Consider the following 16,994-nt stretch of genomic DNA (forward strand, 5'->3'; position numbering starts at 1 on the left):
TGGGTTAGAGCTTCATCACCAGCATGCCAGCCAGGACCAGCCCGCAAGCTAGGAGTCTCGGCCCGCCAAAAGGTTCTTTGAGGTAGCGCATACCCAGCAGCACCACCAGGATCACGCTCAACTCCCGCAATGCGGCCGCCTCGGCCACCGACCCCAGGTGCATGGCCCACAACACCAGGGCATAACTGAACAATACGCAAAACCCTACCGCCAGCCCCAGGCGCCATTGCGTTCGCCAGAACAGGGCGAACGGTGCCCGCCGCGCCACACTGGCCAACAGCGGGAATTGCCAGGCACTGAGCAGGGTCAGCCATACCAGGTAGTCCCACGGTTTGCCCCACAAGCGCACGGCCTGGCCGTCGAACCAGGTGTAGCAGCCGATGCACAGGCCGATCAGGGCCACCACCGGCAGCATCGACCAGGGCAGCCGGTCACCGCCGCCGCCCTGCCACAACAGGCAGGCCATGCCACAGGGGATCAGCAGGATGCCGATGATCTGCTGCTGGCTCAGCGACTCCCCGGCAAAGGCCAGCGTCAGCCCCAGCACCACCAGCGGCGACAGCCCGCGCATCAGAGGATAGACCAGCCCCAGGTCGCCCACGCGGTAGGCCTTGATCAGCAGGTAGCGGTACAGCTGCTCGGCCAGCGCCGAGGCTATCAGCCAGGGCCATATCTGCGCCGGCGGCAGATCGACGAAGGCCACAGCCAGCACTGCGAACACCAGCGCCACCGTGTCCATGCTGGCGATCACCAGCAAGCGCTCGCCGCTGAATTTGATCAGGGTATTCCACGTCGCATGCAGCAGGGCGGCGACCAGCACCAGGGATGTTGCCAACACGCCTTCTTATCCTTATAGCTTTTTATGGCTGTGAATATTACAGCGTGCAGGGGGACCGTCCACTTTGTGGGAGCGGGCATGCCCGCGAAGCATGCAACTCGGTGTATGGCACCGGCTTTGCCGGTGTTCGCGGGCACGCCCGCTCCCACAGGGTAACCAGTGCAGACTGTTACGGGAACGATTTGGACTAATTGGGTCAAACCCTGTGTCCCGAACCCCGCGCAAGGTCATCAAAGAACTGCCCGAGTCATTCGGGTAACGACTTGGAAGCCACTGTCACAGGATTCGGGATGCTTGAATTAGTTGCCGCGTTTATCTGCCTCACCACCCTCCTTACCTATGTAAATTACCGTTTCATCGGCCTGCCCCCCGCCATCGGCGTGATGGTCACGGCACTGCTGTTCTCCCTGATGCTGCAGGGCCTGAGCCTGATCGGCTTCCCTGGCCTGGAAGAACGCGTCGAAGGGCTGATGAACCAGATCGATTTCAACGACCTGCTGATGCACTGGATGCTGGCGTTCCTGCTGTTTGCCGGCGCCTTGCACGTGAACCTCAGCGATTTGCGCAGTTACCGCTGGCCGATCGGCTTGCTGGCGACGATCGGGGTGCTCATCGCCACCGTGGTCATCGGCTACCTGTCGCACTGGGTATTCGCGATGTTTGGCTGGCAAGTGCCGCTGATCTACTGCCTGCTGTTCGGTGCGCTGATCTCGCCCACCGACCCGATTGCCGTGCTGGGCGCGCTGCGTACCGCCAACGCCTCCAAACCGCTGAAAACCACCATCGTCGGCGAATCGCTGTTCAACGACGGCACCGCAGTCGTGGTGTTCACCGTGTTGCTGGGCATCATCCAGCTGGGTGAAACGCCGAGCATGACCGACACGGCGATCCTGTTCGCCCGCGAGGCCATCGGCGGCGTGGTCTTTGGTGGCCTGATCGGCTACGCCACCTACCGCATGATCAAGAGCATCGAGCAGTACCAGGTGGAAGTCATGCTGACGCTGGCACTGGTCATCGGCGGCTCGGCCATGTGCTACGAGCTGCACGTTTCGGCGCCGATCGCCATGGTGGTGGCCGGCCTGATCATCGGCAACCTGGGGCGCAACCTGGCGATGAACGACATGACCCGTCGCTACATGGACGGTTTCTGGGAACTGATCGATGACATGCTCAACGCCCTGCTGTTCGCGCTGATCGGCCTGGAGCTGCTGCTGTTGCCGTTCAACTGGATGCACCTGGCGGCCGGCAGCGTGCTGGCGCTGGCAGTGCTGCTGTCGCGGCTGCTGACCGTGGCGCCGGCCATTGTGTTGCTGCGCCGCTGGCGGCCGGTGCCGAAAGGCACGGTGCGGGTGTTGACCTGGGGTGGCCTGCGTGGCGGGGTGTCGGTGGCCCTGGCGCTGTCGCTGCCACTGGGCGAGGAGCGGGACCTGCTGCTGTCGATCACCTACATCGTGGTGTTGTCGTCGATCCTGGTGCAGGGTTTGAGCATCGGGCGGGTGGTGCGCAAGGTCAGCGTACAACCTTGAGAATGCTGGGGCCGCTTTGCGGCCCAATCGCGACACAAGGCCGCTCCCACAAGGAGAATGCGATTGCCTGTAGGAGCGGCCTTGTGTCGCGATGGGCTGCAGAGCAGCCCCAAAAAATCACTCGACTGCCGAATCCGGGAACTGGTCCTGGACATACTTGATCTCGGTACGCCCGTGCGCTGCCGGCAAGCCATCATCACCCAGGTTGACGAACACCATCTTGTCGACGGTCAAAATGCTCTTGCGGGTGATCTTGTTGCGCACTTCGCACTTGAGGGTGATCGAGGTGCGGCCGAACTCGGTGGCGGTGATGCCCAGCTCGATGATGTCGCCCTGACGCGAAGCACTGACGAAGTTGATTTCCGATATGTACTTGGTCACGACGCGCTGGTTGCCCAGCTGGACGATGGCGTAGATGGCCGCCTCTTCGTCGATCCAGCGCAACAGGCTGCCACCGAACAGGGTGCCATTGGGGTTGAGGTCTTCGGGTTTAACCCACTTGCGGGTGTGAAAGTTCATCTGTACTCCTGACCTGCTTGGCTAACGTGTAGCAATGATGGCAGAGCGGCCGCCATCGCTCCATTGAACATCGACTATCGTCTCGATTAATCGACAGAAAACCTTGGGCAAGTGGCCGCGCGCGGCTATAATCTGCGCCGTTTCACATGGTCGCCCACTGCGGCGCCATGCCCGCCACCTGTCCGAGGGGCGCTGCAGCAGGCTAGGCCTGTCAGGCTCGGATGGGGCGTTGTCCGCTCCCGCGGACGCTCAACGCACAACGGCGCCCATTCGCACACTACGAATGGAGGCTCTTCATGAGCGCTGTAAACACGCCTGCTGGTTTCACCGATTTCAAAGTCGCCGACATCTCCCTGGCCGCCTGGGGCCGTCGCGAAACCATCATCGCCGAATCGGAAATGCCAGCCCTGATGGGCCTGCGTCGCAAGTACCTGACCGAGCAACCGCTCAAGGGTGCGAAGATCCTGGGCTGCATCCACATGACCATCCAGACCGCCGTGCTGATTGAAACCCTGGTAGCCCTGGGTGCCGAAGTGCGCTGGTCGTCCTGCAACATCTTCTCGACTCAAGACCAGGCCGCCGCATCGATCGCCGCCGCCGGCATCCCGGTTTTCGCCTGGAAAGGTGAAACCGAAGAAGAGTACGAGTGGTGCCTGGAGCAGACCATCCTGAAAGATGGCCAGCCATGGGACGCCAACATGATCCTCGACGACGGCGGTGACCTGACCGAGCTGCTGCACAAGAAGTACCCGCAGGTACTGGACCGCGTGCACGGTGTAACCGAAGAGACCACCACCGGCGTGCACCGCCTGCTGGACATGCTGGCCAAGGGCGAGCTGAAAGTCCCGGCGATCAACGTCAACGACTCGGTCACCAAGAGCAAGAACGACAACAAGTACGGCTGCCGTCACAGCCTGAACGACGCCATCAAGCGTGGTACCGACCACCTGCTGTCGGGCAAGCAGGCCCTGGTGATCGGCTACGGTGACGTGGGCAAGGGCTCGGCCCAGTCCCTGCGTCAGGAAGGCATGATCGTCAAGGTCACCGAAGTTGACCCGATCTGCGCCATGCAAGCCTGCATGGACGGCTTCGAGCTGGTCTCGCCGTTCATCGACGGTATCAACGACGGCACCGAAGCCAGCATCGACAAGGCCCTGCTGGGCAAGATCGACCTGATCGTCACCACCACCGGTAACGTCAACGTCTGCGATGCCAACATGCTCAAGGCCCTGAAGAAGCGTGCCGTGGTCTGCAACATCGGCCACTTCGACAATGAGATCGACACTGCCTTCATGCGCAAGAACTGGGCCTGGGAAGAGGTCAAGCCGCAGGTGCACAAGATCCACCGCACCGGCGCTGGCAGCTTCGACCCGCAGAACGATGACTACCTGATCCTGCTGGCCGAAGGCCGCCTGGTCAACCTGGGTAACGCCACTGGCCACCCAAGCCGCATCATGGACGGTTCGTTCGCCAACCAGGTACTGGCACAGATCTTCCTGTTCGAGCAGAAGTACGCCGACCTGTCGGCCGAGAAGAAAGCCGAGCGCCTGACTGTTGAAGTGCTGCCGAAGAAGCTCGACGAAGAAGTGGCCCTGGAAATGGTCCGTGGCTTCGGCGGCGTGGTCACTCAGCTGACCAAGCAGCAAGCCGACTACATCGGCGTGACCGTCGAAGGCCCGTTCAAGCCGCACGCCTACCGCTACTAATGTAGTCGCAGGCAACGCTTCGCAACGATGCCCAAGCCAGGCCGGCCCACACCGCCCTGGCTTTTACTTGCAGCCTTGCCCTTGAAGCAGGTTGCTTGAGGAACGAGTAATGTCACAAGAGCGCCGCTACAGTTTCGAGTTCTTCCCGACCAAGACCGACGCCGGTCACGAAAAGCTGATGGGCGTTGCCCGCCAGCTGGCCACCTACAACCCGGACTTCTTCTCCTGCACCTACGGTGCCGGGGGCTCGACCCGCGACCGCACGCTGAACACCGTGCTGCAGCTGGAGAGCGAAGTGAAGGTGCCGGCCGCACCGCACCTGTCGTGCGTGGGCGACTCCAAGGACGACTTGCGCGCCCTGCTGGCGGAATACAAGGCTGCCGGCATCAAGCGCATCGTTGCCCTGCGTGGCGACCTGCCATCGGGCATGGGCATGGCCAGTGGCGAACTGCGCTACGCCAGCGACCTGGTCGAGTTCATCCGCCAGGAAACCGCTGACCACTTCCACCTGGAAGTGGCCGCCTACCCGGAAATGCACCCCCAGGCGCGCAATTTCGAAACCGACCTGGCCAACTTCGTGCACAAGGTCAAGGCTGGCGCCGACAGCGCCATCACCCAGTACTTCTTCAACGCCGACAGCTACTTCTACTTCGTCGAGCGCGCACAGAAGCTGGGCGTGGACATCCCGGTGGTGCCCGGCATCATGCCGATCACCAACTACAGCAAGCTGGCCCGCTTCTCCGACGCCTGTGGTGCCGAGATCCCGCGCTGGATCCGCAAGCAGCTGGAAGCCTATGCCGACGACACCGCCAGCATCCAGGCATTTGGCGAAGAAGTGATTACCCGCATGAGCGAACAGCTGCTGCAAGGCGGCGCACCGGGCCTGCACTTCTACACCTTGAACCAGGCCGAGCCGAGCCTGGCGATCTGGAACAACCTGAAGCTGCCGCGCTGAAACTTTTTGGCAAAGTATGCTTAAGAAATAATTAAGGCTTTGGTCATAGACTAAAGCCTTATTCATTTTCCGGTTACAGGTCTTGCCAGCCATGCAGCATCCCCAGCCATCGCGCCCACAGCTTGTCTACCTGGCTTTCGGCCCGGCAACCTACCATCAGGAAGCCTGCTTCAGCATCGTCAGCGCCCTCGCCCACCTGGGGCCGGCAGCAGCCGAAGCCATGGACATCCAGGTGTACACCGACAACCCGCAGCCCTACGCCAAACTGCCCGTCACCGTCCACTTGCTGGACGAAGCCACGCGCCAGGCATGGAACGCCCCACACGGTTATCATTTTCGCAGCAAGCATGTGCTGCTGCGCCAAGTGCTGCAGCAACACCCGCTGGCAGTGCTGATCGACACCGACACCTTCTTCCGCACATCGCCGCTGCAGCTGTTCGCCCGCGTGGCCCCTGGCAAGCTGCTGTGCAATGCCATCGGCCCGCGCTATGGCGCAAACCAGAAGTGCCTGCTGTACAAGAACCTGCTGTCCATATTGCAAGCCCGGGGCCTGGCCGACTGCCAGATGTCACTGGTCAACTCTGGGGTAATCGGGCTTACGGCCGAAGACGCCAGCACCCTGGACCGCTCCATCGACATGATGGACGAGTTCCACCCGCTGGCGCGCGAGGCCTACACCCTCGAAGAGTTCTGCCTGGCGGTGGCGGCGTACCGAAAACTGGAGCTGGCCGAGTGTACCGATGTCATCCACCACTACTGGAGCCGCAAGGCGCAGTTCCGCGCCAAGATCCAGGCCTGGTTGCGCAAGCACGACCATGACCCGCTGAGCCAGGCGGCACTGGCCGACGTCACGCTGGTCAACGATCAGCTACCACGGCCTCCTGCCCTGCACCGCCTGGGCTACAAGGCGCTGAGCCTGATCCTGCCCCGCCACGAACGCCAGTTCGCCCGCGAGCTGCTGTATGGCTGTTACCCCTACCCCAATGAGTTCGACCGCGCCTGCGCACCGGCCTGGTGGGACAAGGCCCTGGAAAACCTCAATGCCCGCCATGGCCGCATGGAGCCCGAGCGGCTGCGCCAGTGCCTGCGTCACCCCGGGTTGCGCCTGTCACTGGGTGAACGGCGCAAAGATATCGAGGTGCATCTGCTGAGAACATCGCAAGGCTGATACGCCCGCAAACCCATTGCCTTGCTCAATCCCTGTGGGAGCGGGCATGCCCGCGAAGCAGTCAACGCGATAGATGGCACCGGCTTCGCCGGTGTTCGCGGGCATGCCCGCTCCCACAGTGATCGCACGCGCCTTCAGTGTACGAGCAAGGTAACTGGCCCAAAGGATCGCGGCCGCTTTGAATATCAGGCCTCTGGCCTTGATTCGGCCGACCGCGTAATCTCCGGCCATGCCACTCGTCGCCCGCCTGTTCTGGATCCTGCTGCTCGCCTGCCTGAGCCCGTTGGCTCTGGGCGAGCGCCTGCGCCTGGTGTCCGATGACTGGGCGCCCTACATTTATCAGCACGATGGCCAGCCACGCGGCATCGATTACGAGGTCACCACCGAGGTGTTCAAACGCCTGGGTGTCGAGGTGGAATGGCAGTTCTTGCCGTGGAAGCGCTGCCTGGCAATGATCGAGCAAGGCCTGGCCGACGGCATTCTGGACATCTTCCAGAACGAAGCCCGGAGACCCTATCTGGTGTACGCCCCCGAGCCATTGTCGGAGGTCGAGTTCGTGCTGTTCCAGGCTCGAGCACGCCGCCATTCAGTGACCGGGCCGGACGACCTCGCGGGCCTCACCGTAGGCACCTCGCCCGGCTACGCCTACGGCGCCGCGTTCAACCAGGCTACACATTTTCGGCGTGAAGCCGCGCCCACCCAGGAAGCCAACTTCGGCAAGCTGATGCTGGGCCGTGTCGACCTGGCGATCACCGACCGCAGGGTTGGGCATTACCTGATCCGGCATCTGCGCCTGGAACAGCAAGTCGAGGAACTGCCGCCGGTGATCAACCGCCAGGCACAATATCTGGGGTTGGTGCGCAAGCCGGGGCGCGAAACACTGGCCCTGGCCTTTGCCGAAGAGCTGCAGCGCTTCAAGCAGGAACCGGCCTTTGCCGCCATCAGCCACCGTTACACAGGCGACATCGGAAACATTCTCAACGCCGTTGAGCAGCAGGAAAGCAGCACAGCGCGATAGCTCTGTTATACTCGGGCCTTCCCGCCCGGCTCACGCCCGGACGCTCGGCCTCGCAACAGGCATCCCGATCGGCACCGACGCCCCCAGGCGTTACCCTCCGTTTCCCGGATGTGCAGTGAAAGCCCAGCTGGACCGGACGCGATCGCATCCCACCGATGCCCGTCGCGCCAGGCAGAACATCCCAACGGGCCCAGCCCACACGAGAACAGGATCGCCCATGTCCTTTGCTTCCCTCGGTCTCTCCGAGGCTCTTGTCCGCGCTATCGAGGCTGCGGGCTATACCCAGCCGACCCCCGTGCAACAGCGGGCGATTCCCGCCGTGTTGCAAGGCCGCGACCTTATGGTTGCCGCACAGACAGGTACTGGTAAAACCGGCGGCTTTGCCCTGCCGATTCTCGAGCGCCTGTTCCCGGCCGGCCACCCCGACAAGTCGCAGCGTCACGGCCCGCGCCAGCCGCGCGTGCTGGTCCTGACCCCGACCCGCGAGCTGGCAGCCCAGGTGCACGACAGCTTCAAGGTCTATGCCCGTGACCTGCCACTGGTCAGCGCCTGCATCTTCGGCGGCGTTGGCATGAACCCGCAGGTCCAGGCGATTGCCAAAGGCGTTGACGTGCTGGTTGCCTGCCCGGGCCGCCTGCTCGACCTGGCCGGCCAAGGCAAGGTCGACCTGGCCCACGTGGAAATCCTGGTGCTCGACGAAGCCGACCGCATGCTCGACATGGGCTTCATCCACGACGTCAAGAAAGTACTGGCACGCCTGCCATCCAAGCGCCAGAACCTGTTGTTCTCGGCCACTTTCTCCAAAGACATCACCGACCTCGCCGACAAGCTCCTGCACAACCCGGAGCGTATCGAGGTCACGCCGCCGAACACCACCGTCGAGCGTATCGAGCAGCGCGTCTATCGCCTGCCCGCCAGCCACAAGCGTGCGCTGCTGGCACACCTGATCACCCTGGGTGCCTGGGAACAGGTATTGGTGTTCACCCGTACCAAGCACGGCGCCAACCGCCTGGCCGAGTACCTGGAAAAGCAAGGCCTGACCGCCGCCGCGATTCACGGCAACAAGAGCCAGAACGCCCGCACCAAGGCCTTGGCCGACTTCAAGGCCAACAGTGTGCGTGTACTGGTCGCCACCGACATCGCCGCCCGCGGCCTGGACATCGACCAGTTGCCCCACGTGGTCAACTTCGAGCTGCCCAATGTCGAGGAAGATTACGTACACCGTATCGGCCGTACTGGCCGCGCCGGTCGTTCGGGCGAGGCCATTTCGCTGGTCGCACCGGATGAAGAAAAGCTGCTCAAGAGCATCGAACGGGTCACCCGGCAGAAGATCGCGGACGGCGACCTGATGGGCTTTGACGCCAGCCAGGTGGAAGCCGAGAAACCCGAGGTACGCGAGCGCCCGCAGGGCAACGGCCGTGGCGGTCGCAACCAGCAGGCCCGTGGCGAAGGTGCTAAAGACTCCAACGGCGGCCGCAAGGACAAGGGCAAGGGCAAGGATAAAGGCAAGGCCAAGCCACAGGCTGCCGACAAGCCGGCCGACAAGGAAAAGAGCGGCGACAAGCAGCAGGCGCGTAAACCGCGTGACAAGAAACCGCGCCAGCCACAGCAGCAGGCCAGCAGCAACAGCGAGCCTAAAGCACAGGGTAACCGCGACCCGGAAGCGTTCCTGGACGACGACGTCGACAACTTCGGCAACCGCGCCGACTATGTCAGCCCGTACCAAGGCAAGAACCAGGGCCGCAATCGCCGCCCAGGTGGTGGTGCTGGTCAAGCTCCGCAGGGTACCGGCCAACGCAGCAACGCTGGGGGCCAGGGCCAAGCTCGCAGTGGCGGCCAGCAACGCAATGGTGGCAGTGCCACCGGTGAAAAACGCCCGCCCCGCGCCAACAACGGTGGCGGTGCCCGTCGTGATGGTGGCGGCGGTGGCCGTGGTCGCCCGGCCCGTGACGATGCTGCCCGGCAAGAGCCGGCCGTGAGCAACCAGCGCCAGCCGGAAAAACAGCCGGTGATCATCCGCAAGGAATCCAAACTCGACCGTTTCCCGACGCCTGAGCAACTGGATGACCTGCCAAGCCGCCCACGCGGTGAGCGCCCTGCCCTGTTGACCCGAAAGGGTTGAGCCAGAGGTAGCCTGTATCGGCCCTGTCAGGGCCCTGAACGGGAAATGAAAACGCCGCCCAATGGGCGGCGTTTTCTATTGCCAAGGCAATGCTTACTTCTGCTTCACACCTTCAACACTGATATCCAGGTCCAGGGTCTGCGAAGACGGGCCTGGGCCTTTGATGCCGAAGTCGTTCAGGTTAAGGGTGGTGGTGGCGTTGAAGCCAGCGCGCTCGCCGCCCCATGGGTCCTTGCCTTCACCGTTGAAGGTAGCCTTGAAGGTGACCGGCTTGGTCACGCCGTGCAGGGTCAGGTCGCCGGTCACGTCAGCGGTCTTCTCACCGGTGGACTTGACGGCGGTGGAGACGAACTTGGCTTCAGGGTACTTCTTCACGTCGAGGAAATCGGCGCTGGCGATGTGCTTGTCACGCTCGGCATGGTTGGACGTCAGGCTGGCGGTTTTCAGGTCGACGCTGATCTTGCTGGCTTCTGGCTTGGCGCTATCCCAAGTGAAGTTGCCGTCGAAGTCCTTGAAGGTACCGTGGATGAAGCTGTAGCCCAGGTGGCTGATTTTCCAGTCGACGAACGCGTGCTGGCCTTCCTTGTCGATCTTGTACTCGGCAGCCATGACCTGGCCGGCGGAAAGCAGAGCGGTACCGAGCGCCAGAGCGGCAAAAGTCTTTTTCAACATCCTTATTTCCTTCCTATGCAATTGAGGTTGAGAGTCAAGCTTTGCGGCCCAACATGCGAGCCAGGGTCGCGTCACGGTCGATGAAATGGTGCTTGAGCGCTGCCAGGGCATGCAGCACGGCAAAAATCACCAGGCCCCAGGCCAGCCAGAGATGAATCACACCCGCAACATCTGCCTGGTCAGGCAGGTCGCTGATCAGTGCCGGCACTTCGAACAGGCCGAACACCGGAATGCCGACGCCGTCGGCGGTAGAAATCAGGTAACCGGCAGCCATCACCGCAAACAGACCAAGGTACAGGCCCAGGTGGCCCAGCTTGGCCGCCAGGCGTGTGACTGCGCCGTGGTTGGCGGGTGCCGGTGGTGGCGGGCTGATGAAACGCCAGACTACCCGCAGCAGCATCACCGCCAGCAGCGCCAGGCCGATGCTTTTGTGCAGGTCCGGGCCGGCTTTGCGCCAGGGGCTGTAGTAGTCGAGGCCGACCATCCACAAACCCAGGCCGAACAGGCCGAAGACTGCCAGCGCCACGCCCCAGTGCAGGATGATGCTGACCACGCCGTAGCGAGAAGGTGAATTGCGCAGTTGCATGTTGGCGTGTATCCCCGTGAAAGCTGTGCACAGACTAACGCGTAACGTATCGAATAAAAGCGGAAAAAGTTGCTTCGGTTTATCGAGAAATCCGATATGTATTCTGGAAGCTTCCCATTAAGGAAACATTAACGATAGTCGGGGAAATAGAGGTTGCCAGTACTGGCCTCTTCGCAGCACAAGGCTGCTCCTACAGGGGTATGCGGTGCCTGTAGGAGCAGCCTTATGCTGCGAAAGGGCCGGCACTGTCGATCAATCAGCCAGCCTTGGCCTGGGTATTGGCCACAGCCTTCTTCGCAGGCTCGGATTTGGCTGTCGCCTTCTTGGTCTCGGCAGGCTTGTGCGCTGGTTTGTGCGCTGGTTTGTGCGCGGGCGCATGCTTGGCCGGGGCGGCCTTGGTTGCCGCAGGCTTGGCTGCCGCTTCCTTGACCACAGGTGCGGGTGCTACCGGGGCCGGCGCGGCTTGTGGAGCAGGCACAGGTGCTGGCGCCACTTCCTCGGCCTTGGCGATTGGCTCAGCCTTCACCTCTGGCGTTTGCGCCCCGCCAAACAGGCGCTTGAAGAAGCCTGGCTTGTCCTGCCTGGCCTCATCGACCTTCTTCGGCTCGGCTTTGACAGGTGCTTTTTCAACCTTGTCGGACGAACCACCAAACATATTGGAGAAGAACCCGCCCTTGCTGTCCTTGGCCGCCGCCGCACCTGCTGCTGCCGCAACCGGCACCGCCTTGGCGGGGTCGAACGACTTGCCGGCCAACAGGTCCTGTGCCTGGCTGGCCGCACGCTGGCCACTGCGCAGGGCGCCTTCCAGGGTGCCCGGGTACAGGGCGTCGGTATGCTCACCGGCAAAGGTGATGCGCTGCACCGGGCGCTCCCACAGGCGCCAGTATTTGCTGATCTGCCCCGGGCCATAGGCCAGGTAGGCGCCGCCGGTACCGGCGTCAGTGCTGTAGCGCTTGACCTCGTAACCGGTGAAGGCACCACGGGCCTGCGGATAGAACGCATGCAGGCGGATCAGCACCTGGTCGACCATCTGCTTGTCGCCGAACGCCTGCAGCAGGCGGGCGTTGTCGCCGGAAAGGTTGATCACCACGTTGGCGCCGCCCTTGAGCGCCGGCTCGATCCACAGCATGCCGAGGCCGGCGTTACTGAAGATTTCGCCCGACATGCGCGCGCGGCTTTCCCACACGGGCTTCTTGAACTTGAGCATCAGCTGGTCGCGCCAGCCATAGTTGGTGCCTTTGAGCGCCGCCACGTGCTGGTTGTCCAGGCCCGGGGTCATCTGGATCTTGGCCAGGGCACGCAGCGGTACGGCCATTACTAGGTAATCTGCCTGGTAGCCGACGCTGCCGACTTTAACCGTTACGCCATCCTTGTCCTGGACGATGGCGGTGACCGGCGAGCTGGTCTTGATGGTCTTCAGTTGCTTGACGAAGGCCTGGGCCAGCACCGGGCTGCCGCCGGGCAGGCGCGCGGCACGCAGGTCGCGGTCGCTGACGCCACGGTACACGCGGTTCTGCTGGGCGAAATACAGCAGCGACAGGCGCGACGGCTCATCGTAACGGGTGCGGATCTGCTGGTTGACCAGCTGACGGGCGGTGGCCGGCAGTTGCAGTTTGTCCAGCCAGGTGGAGACGTTGATCTGGTCGAGGGCGAACAGCGTGCTGGTTGCCTGCGGGTTCAGCGGGTCATCGATCGAACGGGCCAGGTCATCGAGGGTTTTCTCGTAGCGCTTGAGCGCTTCGGCGGTAGCAGGTTGCTTGGTGGCCAGGTCGGTAGCGCTGAAATACTCACCGTCGATCAGGTAACCGGGGGTACGCACGAACTCCGGGGCCGGCAGTGTTTCAAGCTTGAAACGGTCAAGGTACTGGTTGAGCACCGGCTGCGCCTTGGCATTGCCGATCCACTCGCTGGTGGCCAGGCCCGAACGCCCGCCCATGCCCGACTTGGCCTCCAGCAGGGTCACCTGCCAGCCTTTGTTCTGCAGCTCGTAGGCTGCCGTCAGGCCTGCCAGGCCGCCACCCACGACAATCGCCGTGGGCGTCTTGTCCTTTGCCAGCGCGGCGCCGCTGGAGACACCAATCAATACCAACGCGCACAGGCGCACCCAAGCAGCAGCCATGTCGGCGAACTCCGAGTCAGGGGTTACAGAAACAGGGAGAGGCAGGAATGCCCCGAGAGATATGCGTTAAGAATACGTCAGGTCCGACCACCCTGCCAGCGCAGTGACATCAAGTCCTTTTGGCAACTGACATTTTTGCCAGTAGCCATGTCACACGGCGGCAGGCGAAGCTGGCGAAACTGGCCAGAAGCCCCGCCAGGAGGGCAAGCGCATGATCTTCGAGGAGCACTTCCAACACGTCGAACGGCAGTATCTGTGGCACAAGCAGACGCTTCATACGGCCTCTGGCCTGGCTATCCGCTCCAACAGCACCTCATGGACCGGCTTTCATGAAGCCTTCAAGGGTGAAGACGGTACCGAGCTGGTCATCGGTGAACACAGCGATGTGGAAATCGTCTTTGCCCAGGAAGTCGAGTGCCTGCGCCTGGAATACTACGTGGTCAGCGACTTTCTCTGCGACGACCTGCACATGCTGCTCGATGCCGAAAAGATAGATTACGACCTGGCCGCCCCGATCCCGCGCAACTTCTACTGGCTTACCGTGGAAGGCAGCGGTTTTCGCGACCTGCGCCCGGGCCCCATCGCCACACACCCCTACCACCAGTTGATCGACGGCCCCTTCCGCCGCCTGACCATCTCCACTTCGCAGGCCGGTACCGTGCACATCCGGCGGCTCGAATGGACCGGCACCCACCGCCATTGAAAGGCAGCGGTTGTCCTGCCTTGCGGCATTGCTTAGGCTTACGCGGTCGAACCACGCCGCAAAGCCAGGAGAAGTGCCCATGGGCCTCAACGATCAGTGGATGCAACGCGACCTCAAGGTCCTGTGGCACCCCTGCACCCAGATGAAAGACCACGAGCAGCTGCCGCTGATCCCGATCAAGCGCGGCGAAGGCGTGTGGCTGGAGGACTTCGAAGGCAAGCGCTACCTGGACGCGGTGAGCAGCTGGTGGGTCAATGTGTTCGGCCACTCCAACCCGCGCATCAACCAGCGCATCAAGGACCAGGTCGACCAGCTGGAGCACGTGATCCTGGCCGGTTTCAGCCACCAGCCGGTGATCGAGCTGTCCGAGCGCCTGGTGGCCATGACCCCGGCCGGGCTCGACCGGGTGTTCTACGCCGACAACGGCTCGTCGTGCATCGAAGTGGCGCTGAAGATGAGCTTCCACTACTGGCAGAACGTCGGCCAGCCGGGCAAGAAGCGCTTCGTCACCCTGACCAACAGCTACCACGGCGAAACCATCGCCGCCATGTCGGTAGGTGATGTGCCCCTGTTCACCGAAACCTACAAGGCGTTGCTGCTGGATACCATCAAGGTGCCTAGCCCCGACTGCTACCTGCGCCCCGAGGGCATGAGCTGGGAAGAGCACTCGCGCAACATGTTCGCCGCCATGGAGCAGACCCTGGCCGAGCACCACGCCTCGATCAGCGCCGTGATCGTCGAGCCGCTGATCCAGGGTGCTGGCGGCATGCGCATGTACCACCCGGTGTACCTCAAGCTGCTGCGCGAGGCCTGCGACCGCTACGACGTGCACCTGATCCACGACGAGATCGCCGTGGGCTTTGGCCGCACCGGCACGATGTTCGCCTGCGAACAGGCCGGCATCCGCCCGGACTTCCTGTGCCTGTCCAAGGCCCTGACCGGTGGCTACCTGCCGCTGGCCGCCTGCCTGACCACCGACAAGGTGTACCAGGCGTTCTATGACGACTACCCGACCCTGCGCGCGTTCCTGCACTCGCACAGCTACACCGGCAACCCGCTGGCGTGCGCTGCGGCGCTGGCGACCCTGGACATCTTCGAACAGGACAACGTGATCGAAGCCAACAAGGCCCTGGCCACGCGCATGGCCACTGCCACTGCACACCTGGCCGATCATGCTCACGTTGCCGAAATCCGCCAGACCGGTATGGCCCTGGCCATCGAGATGGTCAAGGACAAGGCTGGCAAGGTGGCCTACCCCTGGCAGGAGCGGCGTGGCCTGAAGGTGTTCGAGCACGCCCTGACCCGCGGCGCCCTGCTGCGCCCGCTGGGCAGCGTGGTGTACTTCCTGCCGCCGTACGTGATCACCCCGGAGCAGATCGACTTCCTGGCCGAGGTGGCCAGCGAAGGCATCGACATCGCTACCCGCGACAGCGTCAGCGTTGCCGTGCCGGCCAACTTCCACCCCGACTTCCGCGACCCGGGCTAAGCCCAGCTGTTCGCCACACCACTTTCCCTGTGGGAGCGGGCGTGCCCGCGAACAAGGGCGAAGCCCTTGCCAGGCACCGCGGCGCCTGATTCGCGGGCATGCCCGCTCCCACAGGGGATCTGTGTCTCTCTTTTATCGAGCAAACCCATGAGACTGTCCCGCTTCTTCATCGACGCCCCCCTGAGCATTGGCGAGCACGACCTGCCCGAAGCCCAGGCCCACTACATCGGCCGCGTACTGCGCATGGCCCCCGGCGACGCCGTGCAGCTGTTCGACGGCAGCGGCCAGGAATACCTTGGCCAGTTGCTTGAAGTGGGCAAGAAAACCGTCCGCGTCAGCCTCGACCAGGCCCTTGCCGGCCAGGCCGATTCACCGCTGCACGTGCACCTCGGCCAGGGCCTGTCCCGTGGCGAGCGCATGGATTGGGCGATCCAGAAAGCCACCGAGCTTGGCGCCAATGAAATCACCCCGATCGTCAGCGAACGCTGCGAAGTGCGTCTGAAAGACGAACGCGCCGACAAGCGCCTGGCCCACTGGCGCCAGGTGGCGATCAGCGCCTGCGAACAATGCGGCCGCTCTACCTTGCCGGTCATCCACCCACCCGTGACCCTGGCCGAATGGCTGGCGGGCACCCAGGCTGACCTGAAACTGGTGCTGCACCCGGTGGCCGAGCCGCTTACCAGCCACGACAAACCTGCGACCCTGGCCTTCCTGATCGGCCCCGAAGGCGGCCTGAGCGACGCCGAAGTCGAGCAGGCCAAAGCGTCTGGCTTCCACGCCGCCCGCCTCGGTCCACGCGTGCTGCGCACCGAGACTGCGCCAGTGGTGGCGCTGTCGGTGGCACAGCAACTGTGGGGCGATTTCTAACTAGCGCACGTAGAACGACACCGCCACGAAGTGCAGCAGGCTGCCGGCAATCACGAACAGGTGCCAGATGCCGTGCCCGTGGCGCAAACGGCTGTCTAGCGCGAAGAAGATGATGCCCACGGTGTAGAACACCCCGCCGGCGGCCAACCAGGCAAAGCCGGCGATGCCCAGTGAGCGCAGCAACGGCTTCACTGCCACCAGCACGATCCAGCCCATTACCGCGTAGATGATGATGGACAGGACCCGCGCCTCGGAGCGCGGCTTGATCTCCTGCAGCATGCCGATCACCGCCAGCCCCCAGACCACGCCGAACAGGCTCCAACCCCAGGGGCCGCGCAGGCTGACCAGGCAGAATGGTGTGTAGCTACCGGCGATCAGCAGGTAGATCGACAGGTGATCGAGCTTGCGCATGATCACCTTCGCCCGCCCGCGGGTGCTGTGGTACAGGGTGGAGATGCTGTACAGCAACAGCAGCGTGCCGCCGTAGATGGAAAAACTGACGATCTTCCACGGGTCGCCTTGCAGGCCCGCGACCACGATCAGCCAGATGGCACCGATACAGGCCAGGACAGCACCGACCAGGTGGGTCCAGGCGTTGAAGCGTTCACCGTAATACATGCAAACACAGACCTCCTTAGGTGGGCTGGGTTCCTGATGTGATGCTGATGGCCTCTTCGCGGGCAAGCCCGCTCCCACAGGTAATGCACAG

General features: G+C 63.1%; 15 protein-coding genes and 1 riboswitch. Of the genes, 9 read left to right on the top strand and 6 right to left on the bottom strand.

Annotated features, from left to right (window positions below):
• Nucleotides 1–4 precede the first annotated feature (4 nt).
• The gene (locus AK81_RS08465; RefSeq protein ID WP_043198240.1) at nt 5–838 is read right to left on the bottom strand and encodes a DMT family transporter; all 834 of its coding nucleotides are present in this window, start codon (nt 836–838) and stop codon (nt 5–7) included.
• Nucleotides 839–1,128: 290 nt separating this feature from the next.
• On the opposite strand from AK81_RS08465, the gene AK81_RS08470 reads away from it, so the two are divergent.
• A complete protein-coding gene (locus tag AK81_RS08470) occupies nt 1,129–2,364 on the top strand; it encodes a cation:proton antiporter (RefSeq protein ID WP_043198241.1) in 1,236 nt (411 codons plus the stop codon).
• Nucleotides 2,365–2,481: 117 nt separating this feature from the next.
• Here AK81_RS08470 and AK81_RS08475 read toward each other — a convergent pair whose 3' ends face one another.
• Nucleotides 2,482–2,883, bottom strand: coding sequence for an acyl-CoA thioesterase (locus AK81_RS08475; RefSeq protein ID WP_016489524.1), 402 nt, complete (start codon nt 2,881–2,883; stop codon nt 2,482–2,484).
• A gap of 178 nt (nt 2,884–3,061) precedes the next feature.
• A riboswitch (S-adenosyl-L-homocysteine riboswitch) is annotated at nt 3,062–3,158 on the top strand.
• 21 nt (nt 3,159–3,179) lie between these two features.
• On the opposite strand from AK81_RS08475, the gene ahcY reads away from it, so the two are divergent.
• The 5 genes from ahcY to AK81_RS08500 all read left to right on the top strand — a co-directional run bounded on the left by ahcY (nt 3,180) and on the right by AK81_RS08500 (nt 9,852).
• Entirely contained in the window at nt 3,180–4,589 is a 1,410-nt protein-coding gene (gene ahcY / locus AK81_RS08480) for an adenosylhomocysteinase (protein WP_043198243.1), read from the top strand.
• A gap of 109 nt (nt 4,590–4,698) precedes the next feature.
• On the top strand, nt 4,699–5,544 hold the full coding sequence (metF, locus tag AK81_RS08485) for a methylenetetrahydrofolate reductase [NAD(P)H] (protein WP_043198245.1): 846 nt from the start codon (nt 4,699–4,701) through the stop codon (nt 5,542–5,544).
• Between the two features lie 91 nt (nt 5,545–5,635).
• Entirely contained in the window at nt 5,636–6,712 is a 1,077-nt protein-coding gene (locus AK81_RS08490) for a hypothetical protein (protein WP_043198246.1), read from the top strand.
• A gap of 229 nt (nt 6,713–6,941) precedes the next feature.
• Nucleotides 6,942–7,730 carry a substrate-binding periplasmic protein gene (locus tag AK81_RS08495; protein WP_043198249.1) on the top strand — a complete coding sequence of 263 codons (789 nt, stop codon included), beginning with the start codon at nt 6,942–6,944 and terminating at the stop codon, nt 7,728–7,730.
• Between the two features lie 217 nt (nt 7,731–7,947).
• Nucleotides 7,948–9,852: a DEAD/DEAH box helicase gene (locus tag AK81_RS08500; protein ID WP_043198251.1), complete on the top strand. Its 1,905-nt coding sequence runs from the start codon at nt 7,948–7,950 to the stop codon at nt 9,850–9,852.
• Between the two features lie 93 nt (nt 9,853–9,945).
• On the opposite strand, the gene AK81_RS08505 is transcribed toward AK81_RS08500, so the two are convergent.
• The 3 genes from AK81_RS08505 to AK81_RS08515 all read right to left on the bottom strand — a co-directional run bounded on the left by AK81_RS08505 (nt 9,946) and on the right by AK81_RS08515 (nt 13,229).
• Complete coding sequence (locus tag AK81_RS08505; protein ID WP_043198252.1) at nt 9,946–10,524, bottom strand: YceI family protein; 579 nt, start codon at nt 10,522–10,524, stop codon at nt 9,946–9,948.
• A gap of 34 nt (nt 10,525–10,558) precedes the next feature.
• Complete coding sequence (locus AK81_RS08510) at nt 10,559–11,110, bottom strand: cytochrome b (RefSeq protein ID WP_043198254.1); 552 nt, start codon at nt 11,108–11,110, stop codon at nt 10,559–10,561.
• A gap of 256 nt (nt 11,111–11,366) precedes the next feature.
• Nucleotides 11,367–13,229: a flavin monoamine oxidase family protein gene (locus AK81_RS08515; RefSeq protein WP_043198255.1), complete on the bottom strand. Its 1,863-nt coding sequence runs from the start codon at nt 13,227–13,229 to the stop codon at nt 11,367–11,369.
• Nucleotides 13,230–13,440: 211 nt separating this feature from the next.
• On the opposite strand from AK81_RS08515, the gene AK81_RS08520 reads away from it, so the two are divergent.
• The 3 genes from AK81_RS08520 (at nt 13,441) to AK81_RS08530 (ending at nt 16,285) form a co-directional block, all read left to right on the top strand.
• On the top strand, nt 13,441–13,932 hold the full coding sequence (locus AK81_RS08520; protein ID WP_043198259.1) for a hypothetical protein: 492 nt from the start codon (nt 13,441–13,443) through the stop codon (nt 13,930–13,932).
• A gap of 79 nt (nt 13,933–14,011) precedes the next feature.
• Nucleotides 14,012–15,418 (top strand): adenosylmethionine--8-amino-7-oxononanoate transaminase, encoded by a 1,407-nt coding sequence (locus tag AK81_RS08525; RefSeq protein WP_043198260.1) that lies wholly within the window; start codon nt 14,012–14,014, stop codon nt 15,416–15,418.
• A gap of 147 nt (nt 15,419–15,565) precedes the next feature.
• Nucleotides 15,566–16,285 carry a 16S rRNA (uracil(1498)-N(3))-methyltransferase gene (locus tag AK81_RS08530; RefSeq protein WP_043198264.1) on the top strand — a complete coding sequence of 240 codons (720 nt, stop codon included), beginning with the start codon at nt 15,566–15,568 and terminating at the stop codon, nt 16,283–16,285.
• Here the strand turns inward: AK81_RS08530 and trhA are convergent, their stop codons facing one another.
• Entirely contained in the window at nt 16,286–16,903 is a 618-nt protein-coding gene (trhA, locus tag AK81_RS08535) for a PAQR family membrane homeostasis protein TrhA (protein ID WP_043198266.1), read from the bottom strand.
• Nucleotides 16,904–16,994 lie beyond the last annotated feature (91 nt).

Origin of the sequence: Pseudomonas putida W15Oct28, assembly GCF_000708715.2 — a bacterium.
GTDB lineage: Bacteria > Pseudomonadota > Gammaproteobacteria > Pseudomonadales > Pseudomonadaceae > Aquipseudomonas > Aquipseudomonas putida_R.

Bases quoted from the DNA above. Each gene is read 5' to 3' on its own strand.
- AK81_RS08470 (WP_043198241.1), top strand. From the start codon at position 1,129: ATGCTTGAATTAGTTGCCGCGTTTATCTGCCTCACCACCCTCCTTACC.
- AK81_RS08475 (WP_016489524.1), bottom strand. From the start codon at position 2,883: ATGAACTTTCACACCCGCAAGTGGGTTAAACCCGAAGACCTCAACCCC.
- ahcY (WP_043198243.1), top strand. From the start codon at position 3,180: ATGAGCGCTGTAAACACGCCTGCTGGTTTCACCGATTTCAAAGTCGCC.
- metF (WP_043198245.1), top strand. From the start codon at position 4,699: ATGTCACAAGAGCGCCGCTACAGTTTCGAGTTCTTCCCGACCAAGACC.
- AK81_RS08490 (WP_043198246.1), top strand. From the start codon at position 5,636: ATGCAGCATCCCCAGCCATCGCGCCCACAGCTTGTCTACCTGGCTTTC.
- AK81_RS08495 (WP_043198249.1), top strand. From the start codon at position 6,942: ATGCCACTCGTCGCCCGCCTGTTCTGGATCCTGCTGCTCGCCTGCCTG.
- AK81_RS08500 (WP_043198251.1), top strand. From the start codon at position 7,948: ATGTCCTTTGCTTCCCTCGGTCTCTCCGAGGCTCTTGTCCGCGCTATC.
- AK81_RS08505 (WP_043198252.1), bottom strand. From the start codon at position 10,524: ATGTTGAAAAAGACTTTTGCCGCTCTGGCGCTCGGTACCGCTCTGCTT.
- AK81_RS08510 (WP_043198254.1), bottom strand. From the start codon at position 11,110: ATGCAACTGCGCAATTCACCTTCTCGCTACGGCGTGGTCAGCATCATC.
- AK81_RS08515 (WP_043198255.1), bottom strand. From the start codon at position 13,229: ATGGCTGCTGCTTGGGTGCGCCTGTGCGCGTTGGTATTGATTGGTGTC.
- AK81_RS08520 (WP_043198259.1), top strand. From the start codon at position 13,441: ATGATCTTCGAGGAGCACTTCCAACACGTCGAACGGCAGTATCTGTGG.
- AK81_RS08525 (WP_043198260.1), top strand. From the start codon at position 14,012: ATGGGCCTCAACGATCAGTGGATGCAACGCGACCTCAAGGTCCTGTGG.
- AK81_RS08530 (WP_043198264.1), top strand. From the start codon at position 15,566: ATGAGACTGTCCCGCTTCTTCATCGACGCCCCCCTGAGCATTGGCGAG.
- trhA (WP_043198266.1), bottom strand. From the start codon at position 16,903: ATGTATTACGGTGAACGCTTCAACGCCTGGACCCACCTGGTCGGTGCT.